Origin of the sequence: Oryzomonas sagensis, assembly GCF_008802355.1 — a bacterium.
Taxonomy (GTDB): Bacteria; Desulfobacterota; Desulfuromonadia; order Geobacterales; family Pseudopelobacteraceae; genus Oryzomonas; species Oryzomonas sagensis.
Genome location: NZ_VZRA01000001.1, coordinates 806,217 through 824,454, shown reverse-complemented (window position 1 = coordinate 824,454; position 18,238 = coordinate 806,217). Strand labels below are relative to the sequence as shown.

At 57.7% G+C, this 18,238-nt stretch carries 16 protein-coding genes; all 16 read right to left on the bottom strand.

Going from position 1 to position 18,238, the window contains the following annotated elements:
• Nucleotides 1–62: 62 nt before the first annotated feature.
• Nucleotides 63–2,885, bottom strand: a complete 2,823-nt coding sequence (locus F6V30_RS03745) for a GPMC system transcriptional regulator (protein WP_151155145.1) — start codon at nucleotides 2,883–2,885, stop codon at nucleotides 63–65.
• Between the two features lie 286 nt (nucleotides 2,886–3,171).
• Entirely contained in the window at nucleotides 3,172–4,059 is an 888-nt protein-coding gene (locus F6V30_RS03740) for a hypothetical protein (RefSeq protein ID WP_151155144.1), read from the bottom strand.
• Between the two features lie 33 nt (nucleotides 4,060–4,092).
• The gene (locus F6V30_RS03735) at nucleotides 4,093–5,193 is read right to left on the bottom strand and encodes a DUF6236 family protein (RefSeq protein WP_151155143.1); all 1,101 of its coding nucleotides are present in this window, start codon (nucleotides 5,191–5,193) and stop codon (nucleotides 4,093–4,095) included.
• A gap of 36 nt (nucleotides 5,194–5,229) precedes the next feature.
• Nucleotides 5,230–6,210, bottom strand: a complete 981-nt coding sequence (locus F6V30_RS03730; RefSeq protein ID WP_151155142.1) for a hypothetical protein — start codon at nucleotides 6,208–6,210, stop codon at nucleotides 5,230–5,232.
• Between the two features lie 185 nt (nucleotides 6,211–6,395).
• Nucleotides 6,396–7,253, bottom strand: a complete 858-nt coding sequence (locus F6V30_RS03725; RefSeq protein ID WP_151155141.1) for a hypothetical protein — start codon at nucleotides 7,251–7,253, stop codon at nucleotides 6,396–6,398.
• Between the two features lie 394 nt (nucleotides 7,254–7,647).
• On the bottom strand, nucleotides 7,648–9,324 hold the full coding sequence (locus F6V30_RS03720) for a ribonuclease J (RefSeq protein WP_151155140.1): 1,677 nt from the start codon (nucleotides 9,322–9,324) through the stop codon (nucleotides 7,648–7,650).
• Nucleotides 9,325–9,409: 85 nt separating this feature from the next.
• On the bottom strand, nucleotides 9,410–9,811 hold the full coding sequence (locus F6V30_RS03715; protein ID WP_151155139.1) for a tetratricopeptide repeat protein: 402 nt from the start codon (nucleotides 9,809–9,811) through the stop codon (nucleotides 9,410–9,412).
• 4 nt (nucleotides 9,812–9,815) lie between these two features.
• Nucleotides 9,816–10,001 (bottom strand): hypothetical protein, encoded by a 186-nt coding sequence (locus tag F6V30_RS03710; protein ID WP_149308383.1) that lies wholly within the window; start codon nucleotides 9,999–10,001, stop codon nucleotides 9,816–9,818.
• A complete protein-coding gene (locus tag F6V30_RS03705; RefSeq protein WP_246163172.1) occupies nucleotides 10,002–10,718 on the bottom strand; it encodes a lysophospholipid acyltransferase family protein in 717 nt (238 codons plus the stop codon).
• A gap of 190 nt (nucleotides 10,719–10,908) precedes the next feature.
• Nucleotides 10,909–11,367 (bottom strand): 23S rRNA (pseudouridine(1915)-N(3))-methyltransferase RlmH, encoded by a 459-nt coding sequence (locus F6V30_RS03700; protein ID WP_151155138.1) that lies wholly within the window; start codon nucleotides 11,365–11,367, stop codon nucleotides 10,909–10,911.
• A gap of 157 nt (nucleotides 11,368–11,524) precedes the next feature.
• Nucleotides 11,525–11,938 carry a ribosome silencing factor gene (rsfS, locus tag F6V30_RS03695; RefSeq protein ID WP_151155137.1) on the bottom strand — a complete coding sequence of 138 codons (414 nt, stop codon included), beginning with the start codon at nucleotides 11,936–11,938 and terminating at the stop codon, nucleotides 11,525–11,527.
• The gene (gene nadD / locus F6V30_RS03690) at nucleotides 11,929–12,579 is read right to left on the bottom strand and encodes a nicotinate-nucleotide adenylyltransferase (protein WP_151155136.1); all 651 of its coding nucleotides are present in this window, start codon (nucleotides 12,577–12,579) and stop codon (nucleotides 11,929–11,931) included. The genes rsfS and nadD overlap by 10 nt, the downstream gene beginning before the upstream one ends.
• Nucleotides 12,580–12,805: 226 nt before the next feature.
• Entirely contained in the window at nucleotides 12,806–13,648 is an 843-nt protein-coding gene (gene gspN, locus F6V30_RS03685) for a type II secretion system protein GspN (RefSeq protein ID WP_151155135.1), read from the bottom strand.
• Nucleotides 13,645–14,196: a general secretion pathway protein GspM gene (locus F6V30_RS03680; RefSeq protein WP_151155134.1), complete on the bottom strand. Its 552-nt coding sequence runs from the start codon at nucleotides 14,194–14,196 to the stop codon at nucleotides 13,645–13,647. The genes gspN and F6V30_RS03680 overlap by 4 nt, the downstream gene beginning before the upstream one ends.
• The gene (gene gspL, locus F6V30_RS03675; RefSeq protein WP_151155133.1) at nucleotides 14,193–15,506 is read right to left on the bottom strand and encodes a type II secretion system protein GspL; all 1,314 of its coding nucleotides are present in this window, start codon (nucleotides 15,504–15,506) and stop codon (nucleotides 14,193–14,195) included. The genes F6V30_RS03680 and gspL overlap by 4 nt, the downstream gene beginning before the upstream one ends.
• Nucleotides 15,507–15,557: 51 nt before the next feature.
• The gene (locus tag F6V30_RS03670) at nucleotides 15,558–18,122 is read right to left on the bottom strand and encodes a glycosyltransferase family 1 protein (protein WP_151155132.1); all 2,565 of its coding nucleotides are present in this window, start codon (nucleotides 18,120–18,122) and stop codon (nucleotides 15,558–15,560) included.
• Nucleotides 18,123–18,238 lie beyond the last annotated feature (116 nt).

Genomic DNA, 18,238 nt, shown 5'->3' with positions numbered 1-18,238 from the left:
ACAGCGAAGGCCGGGCAGCAGGTGCGCCCGGCCTTCGTTCGTTCCGTTCCGAAAATTTCTCCTCAGCCGATCTTCACCGTCTTGTAGAGAAAATTCTTGAACTTGTACAGCCGCAGCCGCTCCTCCTCCGCATCTCCGCCAGCTACCACCGCCTTGAGATGGCGCGCCACGGCCGGCATGGTCTTGCCCGCCGCGGCGCGCGCCTTCTCGATCACCAGCCGCACCGTCTCCCGCGGGATGTCGCTGCGGGTGAACGGCTCGTAGACCTCGCCCCAGAAATCGCCCCCCGCGGCGATCCGTTCCAGGATGTCATCCGCCAGCCGCTCGTCCAGGTCGCGGGCCGGCGGGAGCGGCCGGGCGCCGGTATCGCCCCCGCCCATGCCGGCAATGGCCTGGGCGATGGCGTCGCCGGAGATGACGTTCGTGCGCCGGAAGAAGAGCGTCCTGAGCAGGATGCTGCGCAGTTCGCGGATGTTCCCCTTGTAGGTGTGCCGCGTGAGAATCTCCTTGGCCCCCTTGGTGAGGACGGGGGGCTTGTCCGAGGGTTCGCTTTCGCCCCGGTAGGTACGGTACAGCTTGCCCAGAAAGTGCACCGACAGGTCGGGGATATCCTCGCGCCGCTCGTTGAGGGAGGGGAGGCGGATGGAGAGCTCGGCCAGGCGGTGGTACAGGTCCTCGCGGAAACGGCCGGCAGCGATCTCCTCCTGCAGGTTCTTGTTGGTGGCGGCCACTACGAGCACGCGACTGTAGCGTTCCGTGTTCTCCCCCAGGCGCACGAACCCGCCGTTGTCCAGGAAGCGGAGCAGTTGCACCTGGGTCTTGGGGTCGGCGTCGCCGATCTCGTCCAAAAAGACGATGCCGCCGATGGTCTCCTCCAGGATGCCGCGCCGGTCGGTGTAGGCGCCGGTAAAGGCCCCCTTCTTGTGGCCGAACAGCTCGGAATAGGTCAGGTCCCCGGCATAGGCGGCGATGTTGGTCTTTTTGACCGGCAGCTCGCCCCCCGGGTTGATCTGCTGGCGGTAGAGGCCGTTTAAGTTGTTGTACAGGTTGTTGAAGAAAAACTCCTTGCCCGAACCGGTGGGGCCGGTCACCAGGATCGACGGGAGGCCGATGGTCGCCTCCTGGAGGATGTTGCGGTTCCAGAAGACGATCCGGTTGAACAGCGGCGGCGAGACGGTGCTGATGAACTCCACCACGGCCTGGGATGCGGAGCTGTTGCCGATCATGTTGCCCAGGCGGTAGGAGGAGACGTGCGGGTCCTTGTAGGCCACGTCGTTGGTCAGCCGGTTCACCTCCCCCTGGAGGCGTTCGATGCGTTGCAGGTCCGAGATGTGCCGGGCGGTCAGGGAGCCGATGATCTGGAGGATGCGGCGATGCTCCTCGCGGAAATGGTCGTGGTACAGGGAGTTGAGGCAGATCACCGCGATCACCTCGTCGTCGCAGATGACCGGCACGGCGATCTCGCTCTTCAGGAGATCGCTCATGGAGCGGTGGAAGCCGCCGGCCTGCTGTTCCTCCTCGACCTTTGCTATGATCTTGGGCTGCTTGGTGAAGGCCACGTAGCCGGTGAGGCTGCGCTCCTCGGGCGGCAACTCCTCGCCACCGATGAGAAACGGCGGGATATACCTCTTGAGCCACTCCTTGTTCTTGGCGCCGATGATTGTCCCGGCCTCGTCCTCCACCACCAGCCACTTGACCCCGTCCCGCTCGCTGACCACGGCGATGCTGCCGGTATCCGCGCCGATCAGTTCGGTGGCCTTGGAGAGCACCTTGGTCAAAAACGGCTGGAGGCTCTCGGTACTCTCGTTCAATAGGTCGGTGATCTCGGACAGGACCCGGATCTCCAGGTGTTCGCCCCCCACCTCGCTGATGACCCGTTCCACCATCTCGGCGTGGGTCTGCAACAGCCCCATCTCGAAATCGCTGAAACGGTACAGGTCGTGGGAGAAATAGTTCACCAGGCAGATGACGCGGCGGCTCTTGGGCTCGAAGCGCGGCACCACATACAGCGAACGCAGGGCCATGGACTCGGTCAACTCCCGCTTTTGCAGCCGGTGCTGGGTCAGGTCGGCGATGAAGATCGGCTTGAGCAGGCGCTCGTCGTCGATCACCGCCTGATCGTTCACATACAGGGAGATCAGCGATTTGCCCCGGTGCAGGTCGATGGAGCCCTGCTGGTCGTAGAGCGCCTTGAGTCCCGCGTCCTCCGAATAGCTGGCCAGGATTTCCAGTTCACCCACCACCGCACCCGGCTGCTGCCCCGGCACGAGGACCGACGCCAGGGAAAGCTTCTCGATCAGCCGCACCGCCGACTGCACCATCATGCCCGCCGCCTCCCGGGCCTTGAACTCCTCCAGGCGGCGGGCCAACTGCACCTGCTGGTGGTAGATGCGGGCCTGGTCGAGCCGGTCGGCCGTGAAACCGGCGAAATCGGCCAGAAGGGACTTGTCCTGGGCGTTCAGGATCTCCCCGCCCGCCTCGCTGTCGACGCAGAGCACGCCGATGGATTTGCCCAGGCTCACCACCGGCATGATCCAGGCGGCGCGAAAGCCGAAGGTCTCGGCGAAGAGGCGGTCGGCCGATTGGAGTGGGGCCGTGGCGCTCTTGAAATCCACGGGATACTGGCTGACGAAGACGCTGGAAACCACGGTCTCGGTGGAGATGATGGGGAAATGCACGTCGCGGATGGCCGCCGCCTGGTCGCCGGTGGCATACACGCAGGAGAGCGCCCCCCGGGTCAGGTCCTCCAGGTAGATGCGCACCCGTTCGCTCCCCGACAGCAGCCGGGCTCCCTCGGAGAGGGCGTACAGCAGTTCCCCCTGGTTCTCCTTGCCATAGGTGGCGATCTTGGCGCGCAGGGCGTCCAGTCTTGTATCGTTGGGCATATGTGCTCCTGAGTTGGGGCGGGATTCGCTCTGCGGAGCGGCGCATCCCGCGCTTATTGGCGGCCCAGTTTGAGTAGATATTTTACACAGTTGAGTGTAGCGCGGCGGGGATGGGGTGTCAAGCGGGCGAGGATATGGTCTTGGTTCGAGTCCGTACTGGCTCCCCGGTACGGACAAAAGTGGGCACTGGGAAGAGCTGATTTCGCTATAACGGTGCTGCGCTTGAACTGGCGGGCAGCTTTATCGCCCGGCCATGGCCTGAGCGCGTATTGGAACTTGGTCAGTTTCATATTTGGTTGAGAATGTTCAACAGCCTGACTGATTCAGAAATAAAGTCTGAGTATGACAAAACTGCCGTTCTAAGTTCTTTAACATACTGTTCCCACGAAATTTTTTCATCACTCAAGTGCTGTTGAATCCTTGCATCTTTCAAAAATCGCTCTCTTATATCATCACCTACATGAACTATGTACATTAAGACAGGGCTTCTCGCGTCAAGAAACCGCGTGTGAATAAGTCGATTGCGAGAAGAAATGTTGAATTTGATATTGAACTTTTTTACAGCTTTGCTTTTCCACTCAGTATAATCGATAGCAGTTGATGATTCTGCCAAATGCAATGCGTAAATAAAGTCCATTGCCATGAAAAGCCTAGTACGAAGAAGATAAGCATCTTGAAGTGCAGAAACATGCCAATAATTGATTTCTCCATATCCTATTTTGTATCCGGATATATCTTTAAAGGTAATGAATGTTGATCCTAGCGTATTCGAAAAACTAGAGATTGAGTTATTTAGACGGCTAAACGCTCTGTGAAGTTCAGTATCTATTTTAAACAACACATGGGATTCGTGGTGTTCTAGTGGGTCGTAGGATACACGTTCTTCATCTATAGCTTGTTCAGCCATGTACTTATCAACTATTGCCTTTTCTGAATTTACCTCTTCCAGAAAAACTTTCAAATCTTCTCTCGCAGCCTTTGAGAGTTTTTTAAACTCAAGGTCTCGATTGCAGAACGATTGTATTTCAAAAGATGGGGTGTCGAGTTTTGCTGAAACTTTACAGGCTTGAAGAATGGAACGCGGAATGAATTTTAAACGTGGAGCAAAGCGAGGCGCAGCAGGGGATGTTAAACACCTGTAACATTCATCTGGATTATCACATCGAGGTTTCACGAATTTATCTCCAAATTACTTGGCGGGTTTCGATTAGTCGTTTACGTATTCTTCCATGCAATTGAATGCGTGGAAATTAATATCTCCGCCGCCCCTGGCATGAGTATACCCTTTGAAGGATTTTCGTAACTCAACCAAGAACGATGCAGTGTTTTGCTGATTAAGTTTTCTAAGTTCTTCTTTCGTGTTTTGGATATTGAATAAACCACCAATTGAAAGCCCTGCAGCACCTAAAGCAACAGTAGAAGCATGTGGAATTGAAAATAGCTGGCCAAATATCATTGGAGCAGGAAAACCCATCAGTGAAACACCAAACCAGCCCTTAGCTTTTATGATATCAGCACTTGACTTATACTGATCCTGCACTCTAATCAACTCTTTTACCTTGTCTTGTATTGTACCGATCTTAACTTCATGTGATTCAAGCTTTGATAATTCTTCACGTAAATCATGCATACATTTTCTAAAATTGTTTATTTCATCTCGTCTTTTATCTCGGAACTTGAGTATGTCATTTGCGGGAATTTCTGCAATATTTATAGGAACAAGCTCACTCAAAACAAGCCCAAAAAGCCCGAAAGCTTCAGCAAAATCATCGTCACATTCTTGTCCAATATTGATAATAAATTCGTCTATCTGCCCATTGAGACCAAAATAACTTGTCCCCGTCCAAGCGCCCCAATCACTTGTAATGAGCGACAATTTGTTTTGCGTTCCTATCAAATTAGCCATATAGAGCATGAAGTTTGAAGCAAGCGCAGTCGGAACATACATCCAATTATTTTCTTCTTTATATCCTGCTTCGCGGAAAAGCTCGCGTACTCTTTCATCTGTCTTATCAGTGTGTAGCCTTGATAGCTCTTGTTCTTCTTCATCACTGAAGCATAGGGCTGCGGCGCGCCAATCATCGATTTTAGCCAAGAACTCCTCGGAAGCTTGTTTTGAGTATTTTGCAGGATCAATCATTCTCCCAATTGACCCCTCTTCAAGCAAAGGCTGTAATTCTGGAGAATCGTCAGGGATTACATTGTCTGGAACGATCCGATAAATAGTGTCGTAAAAAAGAGCCATTGCCTTAATCCATGAGGGGTTATGTAAACCGATATGGGGGTAAAACAATGCATTTTGTTCCATTTCATTTACTCCTTGTTCCAACTTATTATTGAAAGTTTACTGTTGAAGTACAGCTTCAGGCTTCTCAAAATGGATAGTCCATTCAGCTTCTGTGTATTTATTGTGGAATAAAGCTTTGAACTTGTCCTTAAGCCCTTGGTAGTCATAAATTTCGACGCTACTGTCAATCGACCACTTTCCACTTGATGATGCTGGTTGTGGTGCAAAAAAGGGTGTTACTATTTCAATAGCATATTGAAGTTCCCAAATTCTAGGGATATTTCCAGTATGTACTGTCATATTCGTCCATTCATAAATTTTCCAGATCGCCGTAATATGTGGCGTGTAAAACTTGAAATGATCTGTTTCGGATATAATAAATTTGTAAAAATAATCATGTTTTAGTTTTGGCTCATCACCTGTTGCCTTGTGGGTGATCGCCCTGACTCCTAAAATACGCCTAAATTTTAGCTCCAAGCTCTGCCGTAATGAAAATGTCGAAAGGTTTAAGCCAGCGCGAATATCAACAAAGTTTTTTTCGAACGCATTTGTCCAAAACAGATTTGTACACATCCTGAATGAATCTAACGTCCAAGTACCGTAAAACTTGCCTCCACCAAAAAATGAATAAGCTGGTTCTTGTTTTTTTTCTAAATACTCAACAATCGGTCGCAGGTCGTGTAAGTACTCATGGATCATGTTTTTGAAAGATTTGATTCGTTCTTCTGAGTGACCTTCGGGTGTTTTTGAAATTTCCTCTAGCAATTTGCCAAAGCAATACTCTGCAACGCAAAGGTGAGCTCTACAAAATCCACTTGCTTCGGCTTCAGTTTTAAGGACTCTATTTTTAGTATGTAGCCAGCCTACAAGATATGCCGGGTTCTGCAAGTAATTTTTCTTGACGTGTTTGGTTCTTAATTCTTTTAGATAATCATATAGATCATTGAGGCATTCTTCGGAGGTTTTTTCAGGTATGGGAACTTTTCTTATATTATGGTCAAGTATTTTGATGAATACGTTTTGAACCGAATTTTGCATTTATCTTCCTTTCATCCAACTCCTTAATCACCAGTTAGAATGTATATGGCATCTATATGCATTGGTGAATTCCGGGGACAGCATACTTAACTCTCAATTTAATACTGCCCCCGGCATTCGCCAAATGGGGAGTGTCCCTATTCAATACCAAGCCCGGTCAAGGTCTGTGCGCATGTTGTGCAAGATCAAATTTCGCCTACTCGCCAACTTGGATTCAAGTTCATCAAGGGAACTATCTTCTCAATCTGCAGAAAATTATTCCGAAATTTCCGCAAGTCACTCAAAATTTGGTCATTGTTCGGATTAAGCATTCTGGCATACGTAATCAGTAAAGTCTCTGTCGGTCGTTTGGAACCCTTGTCTGCAAAGGGCCAGAACTGAAGTTGGACGAAATAATCAGCCCACTTTTGATCTCCTTTACCTAATATCGAGGAAAACTCTCTGGGGTTTTTATTTAAAGCTTCTAAAATTTTCTTTTGATCAGAAATTTCAATTGCCTGATATTGAAATACTTCGGCAATGAATTGTTCATAAACTGCCATAATATCAGTTGTGTTGGGCACTTCTTTGAGCAGGTCAATCAAGGTACAGTCTCCCCAATGCATTTTGTCCTTATGCAACAAAAAAGGTCTGTAAATTAGGTTATGTCGCGCATTAACAACTTTAGATATTAGAGTTACAGATGTTTTACTAGTAGTGTACAGCGTCGATCCAATTTTATTCGGCCAGTTACCATTCTCAAATATTGAATGAGTAACTGTAGCTGCCGGGTCCAATTCTTCTCCAGTTGGGCTGTTGGGATCTTTACAAAATTTTTTAAGTCTTTTGTTGATGTTTTTAACTTCAATATTTGCATTAAAATCAAGCAGATAACACGCAAGGCAAAGCTGAAACAAAACCTGATATTTTCTAATAATAGTTGAGTATATGTCGATCTCAGCTTTATTTGACAACAAGAACAAATGATATATACCTTTTTGAAAAACGGCGGCTGATGACTCAATTCTGTGAATTTTATTGTTCAAATCTTTAGTGAGTGCCATCTGTCCTCCATTTAATTTGCACAACGGGGTCGGCCTTGACCTACCATCGGGCAGGTCTAAAGACGTGGGAGTTCCGGGGGCAACATACTTAACTCTTAATTCAATATGCTGCCCTCACCATCCCCCTTCTACTCCACCCAAACATACATTTCAACGCAATTTCAGCATGTTAATAAATTTAACATAAACAATGCCATTGCATATCCCACTGTTTTTACACGAAAAATGGCACCCGAAACCTGTTCGGGCGCCGTCATTTGTATCACTTTGATACAAAAAAAGTTGTTCGGGACAGGCACAGGGGGACGTGCGGCGACATAACAAAAGGGCCTACAGATCGACTCTGTAGGCCCTTGCTTTGGTTACGACTATGCGGAGAGGTGAGGCTCCCCCGTCACATCTCCATAATCACCGGCAAAATCACCGGTCTCCGCTCAATAGTCTTCTTGAAGAACCGCCGCAACGCCTGACGCACGGCGGTCTTGACCGCTTCCGAATCCCGGCGCATCTCGTCGTTCAGTTCGTCCAGCGCATCGACCACGATGCCGCGGGCGGTTTCCAGGTACTCCTGGCTCTCGTCCTCGAACACGAACCCCCGGGAGACGATGTCCGGCCCGTGGATCAGGGCGCCGCTGGACTGGTTGAGGCCGATGATCACCACCACCATGCCGTCCTCGGAGAGGTGTTTGCGATCCTTGAGCACCACGCTCCCCACGTCGCCGACCCCTTTGCCGTCCACGAAGACCCGCCCCGCCTCCACCTTTTCGATGATCGCCGCCGTGTCGGCGTAAAAGGCCACCACGTCGCCGTTCGTGGCCAGGATGCAGCGTTCCTCGGGGATGCCGACCTTCTGGGCGAGCTGGATATGCTTGACCAGGTGGCGGTATTCGCCGTGCACCGGCATGAAGAAACGCGGCCGGACCACGTTCATCATCAGCTTGAGCTCTTCCTGGCTGGCGTGGCCCGAGACGTGGACCTCGGAGACCTTCTCGTGGTAGACCTCGGCCCCGCGGCGGTAGAGGTGATTGACCAGCTCCGAGATGGTCCGCTCGTTGCCCGGTATGAAGCGCGAGGAGAGGATGACCGTGTCGCCCCGCTCCAGCTTGATCTGCTTGTGGTCGTCCAGGGCGATGCGGGTCAGGGCCGACATGGGCTCGCCCTGGCTGCCGGTGGTGACCATGCACACCTGCTCGGGCGGCAGGTAGGGCAGTTCGCGCACATCAAGGAGCATGTCGTCGGGGATGTTCAGGTAGCCCAGCTCGCGCGCGATGCGCACGTTGGCGATCATGGAGCGGCCGTTCAAGAGGACCTTGCGGCCGCAGGCGATGGCCACGTCGGCCACCTGCTGCACGCGGTGGATGTTGCTGGAAAAGGCCGCCACGATGATGCGCCCCTGGCACTTGGGGAAGATGTCGGCAAAGGCCTCGCCCACGTACTTCTCGGAGATGGTGTACCCCTCCCGCTCCACGTTGGTGGAATCGGAAAGCAGGGCCAGCACCCCCTGGTCGCCGTAGGCGGAAAGCCGGGCCAGGTCGGTCAGCTCCCCGTCCACCGGGGTCTGGTCGATCTTGAAGTCGCCGGTGTGGATCACCACGCCTTCCGGGCTCGTGATGGCCAGGGCGCACCCGTCCACGATGGAATGGGCCACCCGCAGGAATTCCACCCGGAAGCAGCCCAGCTCGACCGTGTCCCTCGGCTTGACCGTGACCAGTTCGACCACCCCGTCCAGCTTGTACTCCTTGAGCTTTTCGTTGACGAAGCCGAGGGTCAGGGCCGTGCCGTACACCGGCACGTTCAGCTCCTGCAACACGAAGGGCAGCGCCCCGATGTGGTCCTCGTGGCCGTGAGTCAGGCAGATGGCGCGCACCTGATCGCTGTGTTCCCGCAGCCAGGCGATGTCGGGGATGACGTAGTCGATGCCGAGCATCTCCGGTTCGGGAAACATGAGGCCGCAGTCGGCGATGATGATATCGTCGCCGTGCTGGTAGGCCATCATGTTCAGGCCGATCTCGCCCAGCCCCCCGAGGGGGATGATCTGAAGGGCGCTATTGGTTGGTTCTGGGGTATCCATAGACGTTTCTTTCTGCCGCAACGGGCCGATGGGTTCGGTACGGCCTCAGGCTACGGGGCGTACCGAGAATGGATCTTGAGCTAAGTTACCGCTCCCGCTGCAACGGCACCAGCATGGCGATTTTCTGGTCGCAGCGCCCGATCCACTCCGTGCCGGGCTGCACCAGCCAGCGGTCGGCATAGAAGGCGCTCCGCAGGGCACGGTAGGCGATCAGGGCACGGTTGACATCCCCCTGCCGCTCCGCGATTTCTCCCAGGAGCCAGAGCTTTTGGGCTGCCTTCTCGATAGTCGGATGGGAGGGGATATACATATGGATGGCCGATTCGTATCCCGCCAGCGCCCCGGTGAAATCGCCCTTGCTGAAGGCCGCTTCGCCCGCCTGGAACTGGGCCTCCAGCCGCCACCAGGTTCCGGCAAGGAACAACAGCAGGGTGAGCACGATGATGACGGCGGCGTTGACGGCGGTTTTCTTGATTCGTTCGTCCATTAATTCACCTGAAAAATGAGGGGATGATGGTCAGCAGGATGCCGACCGCCGTCAGGATGACGCCGGCCAGGACCGCCAGCGCGGCGGCGATGTCGTACGGCTTTTGCAGGCGATGGGCCGCGGGCAACCCCCAGATAACGGCGGCGAGACCGGCAACGACCAGCGCGAGATACTGATAACCGATTTCCATTCAATGCTCCAGGGCCGAAACGATGGTGGCACGGGTCCGCTCCATCAGTGCTGTTTCGGCTTCACTTTTTGAAATATCCGGCGGCAGAACCAGCGGCGGGTGCAGCACGATAGCGATATTCCCCCGCGAGAGCCGGATCAGGCCTGCGGGGTTGATCCTGCCGCTGCCGTTGATCGTGACCGGGACCACCGGCACCCCGGCCTTGCGCGCCAGGATGAAGCCGCCGCGCTTGAACGGCAGCAGTTCCCGGGTCAGGGAGCGGGTCCCCTCGGGGAACATGACCACGCTCTTCCCCTCCCTGATGATCGCCGCGGCGTTGTCCATGCTCTTCAGCGCCTTGCGGCCGTCGCCCCGGTCCAGGGGGATGTAGCCGCCGCGCCGCATGGAGGGGCCGAAGACCGGGATGTCGAAGAGCTCTTTCTTGGCGATCCAGTAGATCTGGCGCGGCATGGCCGCCAGGAGCGCCAGGATGTCGAAATTGCTCTGGTGGTTGCTCATGAAGACGACCGGCCCGGCCGGGAGATGCTCGCTGCCGCTCACCGTCACCCTGACGCCGGCCAGGGCCAGGGCCAGCCGCGCCCAGAGCCGGGCGTGAACGGCGTAGAGCCTCCCGCTGCCGTCCAGCAGCGTGCCGACAAGCGCGCTGGCGGCGAAGAGGAAGGTGATTGGAACAAACAACGCCAGATACAGGTATGCCCGAATTCGGGAAGCGTCCACGGTTGTCTCGCTTCAACCTATAAAAAGCAGTTCACCACAAAGACACAAAGGACACAAAGAATGGTTTCAGTTAGTTACATGACAATTTCATAATTGGCTGGACTCACCATTCGGGTGAATGCCTTTCGCCCCTAACGCTATGAATCCTTTGTGCTCTTTGTGCCTTTGTGGTGAATAACTGCCTTTAGGTTCAATGATGATACGGTTCGTTATTCAGTATGCTGAACGCCCGGTAGAGCTGCTCCAACAGGAAGACCCGCACCATCTGGTGCGTAAAGGTCATCTTCGACAGCGAGAGCAGCCGCCCACGGCTGCGGAATTCTTCGGAAAAACCGTAGGCCCCGCCCACGGCAAAAACCAACTCGCCGACGCCGGCATCCCGCTGTGTCCCGATGAAAGCGGCCAATCCGGGGGAATCCATCTGGCGGCCCCGCTCGTCCAAAAGCACCAGGGTCGCGCCGGGCGGAATCTGCTTTTCCAGCCGCTCGCACTCGCGCCGCCGCATCTCTTCGGCCCCGGCGCCCTTTTCGTCCCGCACCTCGCACAACTCCAGCGGGCAGTAGCGGCGGATGCGCCCGGCATAGTCGGCCAGCGCCTCCTTAACCCACTCTTCCTTGCTCTTCCCCACCCATACTACACGGAGTTTCATGGTTTGTGCCGTTCTGTCAGACTACAAAAAAACTCAGGTTGTTCAAAAATAGTCAGATCGTCGTATCCGCAGCAGGCCCTGAGGAGGCGTAGCAGCGCTACGCCGCACGAAAGGTCCTGCGAGGACGACGGCGAGATGGCTGTTTTTCAACAACCGACTAGAAATCGTCTTCCTTGCGGGCGCTTCTGATCTGCTCCGGCAGGTCCAGTTCCGGCGCCAGGAGCCAAAGCTCGTCCAGCTTGTAGTGGTGGCGGAGTTGGTCGCTGAAGATATGCACGATCACGTCGCCGTAATCCATGACGATCCACTTCCCCTCGCTCTCCCCCTCGATATCCCGAATCTTGCCGTACTGCTTCAGGCCGGTCCGGATGCCGTCGGCAATGGCCTGGTTCTGCTTGTCCGAGTTCCCGGAGATGATCACCAGATAGTCGGCGATGGAGGAGACCTTCGAGATTTCCAGGGCCCGGATGTCGAAGGCCTTCTTGTCAAAGGCCAACTCGGCGCATTTCAATGCCCGTTCCTGGGAGGAAAGCACCGGTTTCTCTGCTGCTGTCGTCTTCTTTACCGGCATGTGTTGTAGATCCCCTGTTCTGTAATGTAGGCCGCCACCTGCGGCGGCACCAAAGCGGCGATGGAACGTCCCGCCGCCGCCAGCTCGCGGATTTCGCTGGACGAAATATCCAGCGGGCAGCCGGAAAGGAATTGGACGCTGGTGCCGGCAGCATGGTCCAGCCTGCGCGCGCCGGAAGTATAGCTGAACTCTGCCCGTATGGCAACAGGAAGGGCTGCCACCGGGTCGCCGATGCGCTTGCCCGGCCGCTCCACCACGATCAGGTTGCAGGCGGCGAAGATCTCCCGGAAACGATACCACTGCCCGATCTCCAGGAACGAATCGCTGCCGATGATGAAGTAGAGTTCATCCCGGGGAAACCGCTCCCGGAATGCGCGGATCGTATCGATGGAATAGGATTTCCCGGCCCGCTCCCCCTCGACCAGCGACAGTTCGAACAAGGGATTGCCGCTGATCGCCAGAGCGACCATGCGGCTGCGCAGAGCAAAGGGCACCTCCCCCGCCAACGGTTTGTGGGGCGGGTCGCCGGTCGGGATAAAAACCACCCGGTCGAGGGCGCAGGCCTCCCGCGCCTCATCCGCTATGTGAAGATGGGCAAGGTGCACCGGGTTGAAGGTGCCCCCCATCAGTCCAATTCGCATGTTGCTTTCACCGTCCGATTGAAACCAAAATCAACATCCGCCACGGAGACACAGAGAAAAGCAATAAACAGGAAGCACTTGAAAAGTCCCCTCCCCCCTTGCGGGGTAGGGGAAGTTGATGTGTAAGACTTTTGCGACAGTCTTCCTTGCAAAGCAGGTTCCGCCTTTGACGTTCTCTGTGTCTCCGTGTCTCTGTGGCAGAAGTGCTTTGCTTTTATCTTAATATTTACATGATGACCGGCTTGAGCAGGGTTCCCCTGATCGGCACCTTGTACACGCCGGGCGAGGCCGCGAACTTGGCCAACAGCAGGAACACCAGCTTCTGTTTGTCCATGAACTCCGGCTTGGGCATGATCTCGAGGGTCAGGTTGAGCGGCAGCGTCGCGGCATTGGCGCCGCTCGGGAGTTCCCCCGACAGCCGCATGTAGAGGCCGTCCCCCTGCAGGGTGAAGCTCTCCAGTCGCGCCCGGCCGTCCGTGACCCGCACCATCCCCTGGCAGCGCAGGTTGGCGGCGTCGGGCAGCGGAAAGGCCCCCAGTTTGACCCCGGTGAATGCCAGCTGTTTCACCTCCAGCTTCAGGTCGCCGGACACCCTGCCCCTCGTGCGGGTAAGCCGCCCCTCGCTCCAGAGGCTTCCCCCGGCCGTGGCACCCAGGACGGTCTTGAAGAACGGAATGTCCGACAGTTGTATGCCGTCGGCGGCGAGTTCCAGGGCGTCAGGGCCGTTGATGCCGTATCCCAGGTCCAGGTGTCCCGCCCCCAGGGCAGCGGTTACGCCGACCACGGAGTGCCCCGTGGCCAACGGCAGCAGCCGGAGCCGGACGGCCAGGCGGTCGAAGCGCGCCAGCGTCCCCTGGTCGGAGGAGAGGACCGGCTGGTGCCACGCCAGGCCGGGGAGCAGGGTTTTGTGCGCTCCGGGAGTCAGGGCAAGTCCCTGATCGGCCAGCAGGCGGCCGATCAGTTCGTTCACCCGTTGCATGGGCAGGAAGAGGTAGGTACAGACCAGGAAGAGGGCGATGCCCCCCGCCACCAGGCCGCCCACCCGCAGCAGGCGTTGCCGTGGTATCATTTGCGCTGTCCGGGGGCCGGTTTCAGCAGGGCGACGATCAGGGCCAGGTCGAGACGGGAGGGGTCGTCGAAACGGACCCGCAGGTTGACCTTTTTCACCAGCACCGGCCGCCCCCCCTTTTCCAGGCGGTAGATCAGGTTGATGGCCTCATTGGCGGTCACGGCGTCGATCCTCACGTCGGCGGCATCCTCCAGCATGCCGCCCCGCTCTTCCCCCTTGATCGGGGCGATCTTGACCCCTTTGCCCTTGATGCCGATCTCGTCGATGACCTTGGCGACGGAATCGTCGGGACGGACCGACGCCATGCGACCGGCAAGCTGGTCGGCGGATTGCTTGGCCGTGCGGTAGGCCACGCTGAGCGGCAGCAGTTCTTTGAGCACCGCCTCCCGGGCGTGGCGTTTCTGTTCCAGGGCCGCGGTCCGGCCGGCCAGGGCCGACCACACGAGGAAGACGGCCAGGAGGGCGATCAAGCAGTAGCCGGCCGTAAGCCGGGTGCGGCGGTCCAGGTCGCGCCAGAAGTCTTGGAGTTCTGCCAGCAGGTTCGTCATTTCCTGGCCTCCTTGAGCGTGCCGGCCAGGGTGAAGGTCACGGAGCCGTCGGGGCGGCTTTTGACCTCGCCCAACTCCACGGTCGCCATGAACGGCGCCAGGCCCGCCTTGAATTCGTTGACCGCCTGGGCCGACCGGGCATCACCCTTTACCCGCAGGTTGCCCCCCTCAAGCTCGGCCTCGTAGAGGCCGTTGATGGTAGTACCCTTGGCTTCGGCCAGTCTCTTGAATACGTCGAGAGAGGAACTCCCCTCCGCTGGGCCGGCCAGCTTTCTGATCTCCCCCTTGACCTCGGCCACTTCATCCACGGCCTTGGGGCGACCGGGGAAGATCCCCCGGTAGATGGCGGCGATGGATTTGTCCAGGGAGGTCAGGTCGGCCTTCGCGGCCCGGTACTTGAGCCCCTGGGAGACGAACAGCAGGATGACCGCCACGGCCGAAAGGCAGGCGGTGACGATCAGTTTTTTCCGTAGGGCGGCGTCGCCGGCCGTCCAGGCCAGCTCCTGCCGGCGGAAGTCGGGGAGCACGCCGGCCTGGCAGGCCCGGGCCACGGCCAACAGCCCGGCCAGGTGCTGGAACGCCTGATCGGTTTTGAACAGAGGGGCCAGGGCATGGGGCATCTCCAGCCGCTCCGTTGGCAGGGAGAGATCGCCACCGGCGGCAAGTTCGGCCGCGTGTTCGCCGAAGATGACCAGCCGGGGAGGGAGCGGCGCCTCCGCCAGTTCCAGGGCCGCCAGGGTGGCGGCGATCCCCTGGTGCGGCTCGGCGGCGTCAAGGGCGCGGGCGAAGGTCACCCGGTCTTCACTCATGATCGCCAGGGCGGTGCCGTCGCACACCGCGGCGTCGGCGGGGCATTCCGGCAGGAAATTCCAGGCGAAGAGGGCGGAGGTGACCACCTGCGGTTCGCAGCCCGCCTCCCGGAAGGTGTCGATGGCGTGGCCGAGATCGGCCTTGCGCGCCCACAGGGCCAAGTAGCGCCCGCTTCCGAGCGGAAGGGCATCGAACACGACCTCTTCCACCGGCAGGGCGATCTCCCCCTGCAGCTGCCCCGGCAGCACCTCCCGCACCTTGCGCAGGTTGTCCAGCGGCAATTCCACCTCCCGCTGGGCGAAGAACGCCGGAGAGAGGCAGAGCACGATGCGCGGCCCGCCGCTGATGCCGGCGGCGATCCGGCCGGCAACGGCGGGGAGCGGCTGCTCCTCGGTTATTTCAAATTCGGCTGCCCCCGAAAAGGAGAGGGACGTGCCCCCAACCCCGAAGCGGGCCGCCAGAACACGTTGCGATTCGACCTGTATGACCAGATAGTCCATGTCGTTCCTATGTTACGTTAATAATCGAATAAACGGGCAGAGGGCTGCCCGTCATCCCCAGAGCAGATACCCCGGTTCGTACACATTCCCCAACACCTTGTGCCGGGGCATGACCCGCAGCATGAAACCGTGCCGCCCGCAAAAACGGCATTCGATGGTGCCGCTGAACTGGTAGAGGCCGGTTCCGGCCGGCGTTACACGCTCCAGGGGGACCGTTTCCCCTCCCTGGATATTTCCGGTTGAATCCAGTACGCCGAAATACCCCTCCACCGCCACATCCTCCACCGGAAGATCCCCCAGGAACACCTTGGCGGACACCGGTACGAGACTGCCCACCGCCACCGCGTCGGCGACCTGGGCCGAGGCATCCTCGATGCGCACCGACGGCCAGGCCTTGAAGGTGCGTTCCTTCCACCGCGCCAGGTCTAGGGCCAGGGCCAGGTTGTCGTCCACCAGTTGTTTCCACTGCTGGTAGGAAGGGGTATAGGAGCGTCCGGCGTATTCCTGCACCATGCGGTCGGTGGAGAATACCGGGCAGAGGCTCTGCATGGAGGCCTTCATGGTGGCGATCCAGGAGCGGGGGATGCCGTCGCTGCCCCGGTCGTAGAAATGGGGAACGATCTCCTTTTCCAGCAGATCGTAGATGGCCCGGCTCTCCACCTGGTTCTGGTACTCCGTATCCTCGTAGACCTCGCCCTTGCCGATGGCCCAGCCGTTGTTGCCCTGATACCCCTCGCACCACCAGCCGTCGAGGATGCTCATGTTGAGGCCGCCGTTGAAGGCCACCTTCATGCCGCTGGTGCCGCTGGCCTCCAGGGGCCGCCGCGGGGTGTTGAGCCACACGTCCACCCCCTGCACCAGGTGGCGGGCCACCGCCATGTCGTAGTCCTCGATGAAGACGATCCGGTGGCGGAAACGTTCCAGGTCGGAGATCTGATTGATCTGGCGGATCAGTTCCTTCCCCTCCTGATCCTGGGGGTGGGCCTTGCCGGCAAAGATGATCTGCACCGGCATCTCCGTATTGTTGAGGATGCGCGCCAGGCGGTCCAGGTCACGCATCAGCAGCGTGCCGCGCTTATAGGTGGCAAAACGGCGGGCAAACCCGATGGTCAGCACCTCCGGGTCCAGGACCTCCTCGGCCGTGGCGATCTCCTTGACCGTGGCCCCCACCTTGACCAGCTGTTCCTTGAGACGCTTGCGGGCAAAATCCACCAGCTTTTCGCGGCAGCTCTGGCGGGTGCGCCACAACTCGGCGTCCGGGATCTTTGAAACACGGCGCCAGACGTTGTGGTCGGTCGGGTCGTCCAGCCAGCGGGTCCCCAGGTAGCGCACCAGCAGGCTGGCCATGTGGTTGGACATCCAGGTGCGGGTATGGACGCCGTTGGTGATGGAGGTGAGCGGCAATTGCTCCTCGGGCAGTTCCGGCCAGGTGTTCTTCCACATCTTGCGCGAGACCTCGCCGTGCAGTTCGCTGACGCCGTTGGCGTGGCCGGCCAGCTTGAGGGCCAGTACCGCCATGCAGAAGGTCTCCTGGGGGTTCTTCGGGTTCTGGCGCCCCAGGCCGAGGAAATCGTCGCGACTCAGGCCGAGGGAGCGGTAGTATTTGCCGAAATAGCGATCCAGCAGGTCGGCGGGAAAATGGTCGATGCCCGCCTCCACCGGGGTATGGGTGGTGAAGACGTTGCCGGCTCTGACGATCTCCAGGGCCTCGTTGAACCGGACGCCCCGTTTCTCCATCAGGAGCAGGATGCGTTCCAGGGCCAGGAAGGCGGCATGCCCTTCGTTCATGTGGCACACGTTGGGGATGATCCCCAGGGCGCGCAGGGCGCGAATGCCGCCGATCCCCAGCAGGATCTCCTGCAGGATGCGCATCTCCTGATCGCCGCCGTAGAGCTGGGCCGTGATCAGGCGGTCGTCGGGGCTGTTCTCCTCCAGATTGGTGTCCAAGAGGTAGAGCGGCACCCGGCCGACCTGCACCCGCCAGATATGCACCTTGAATCTGCGGGGGCCGAAGTCCAGCTCTATGCTGAGCGGGGCTCCCTGTTCGTCCCGCTCCAGGGTCAGGGGCAGGTTGTAGAAGTCGTTCTCCGGGTAGTACTCCTGCTGCCACCCCTCGTTGTTGAGATACTGGCGGAAGTAGCCCTGGCGGTAGAGCAGCCCCACGCCCACCAGGGGCAGCCCCAGGTCGGAGGCCGATTTGAGGTGGTCGCCGGCCAGGATGCCCAGGCCGCCGGAATAGACCGGCAGCGACTCGTGCAGCCCGAACTCCATGGAAAAATAGGCCGCCTTCATCTGGGAACTGCCGTTGCAGGTCTTCTGGAACCAGGTTTTCTCCGCCAGGTAGTCGGAAAGCTTCTCGTCCACCATCGCGAGATGGGCCATGAAGCCTTCGTCGTTCTTCAGGCTCTCCAGGGTGGTCTGCTGGAGGATGCCCAGCATCTCCACCGGGTTGTGACGCGTGGCTTCCCACAATTCGGTGTCCAGGCGGCGGAAGAGGTTGATGGCGTCCGGTTCCCAGCACCACCAGAAGTTGTAGGCGACCCGCTGGAGCGCAACCAACTCGTCGGTCAGCGACGGAACGACCGTGAATTTGTGCAGCATCTTGGTAAAGTCCATAACGGCACCTCTAATCAGGGTTGTTGAAAACCCAGGTTGTTCAAAAATAGTCAGATCGCCGCACCCCGGAGAGAGCCCCGAGGAGGGCGGCGAGATGGCTGTTTTTCAACAACCTG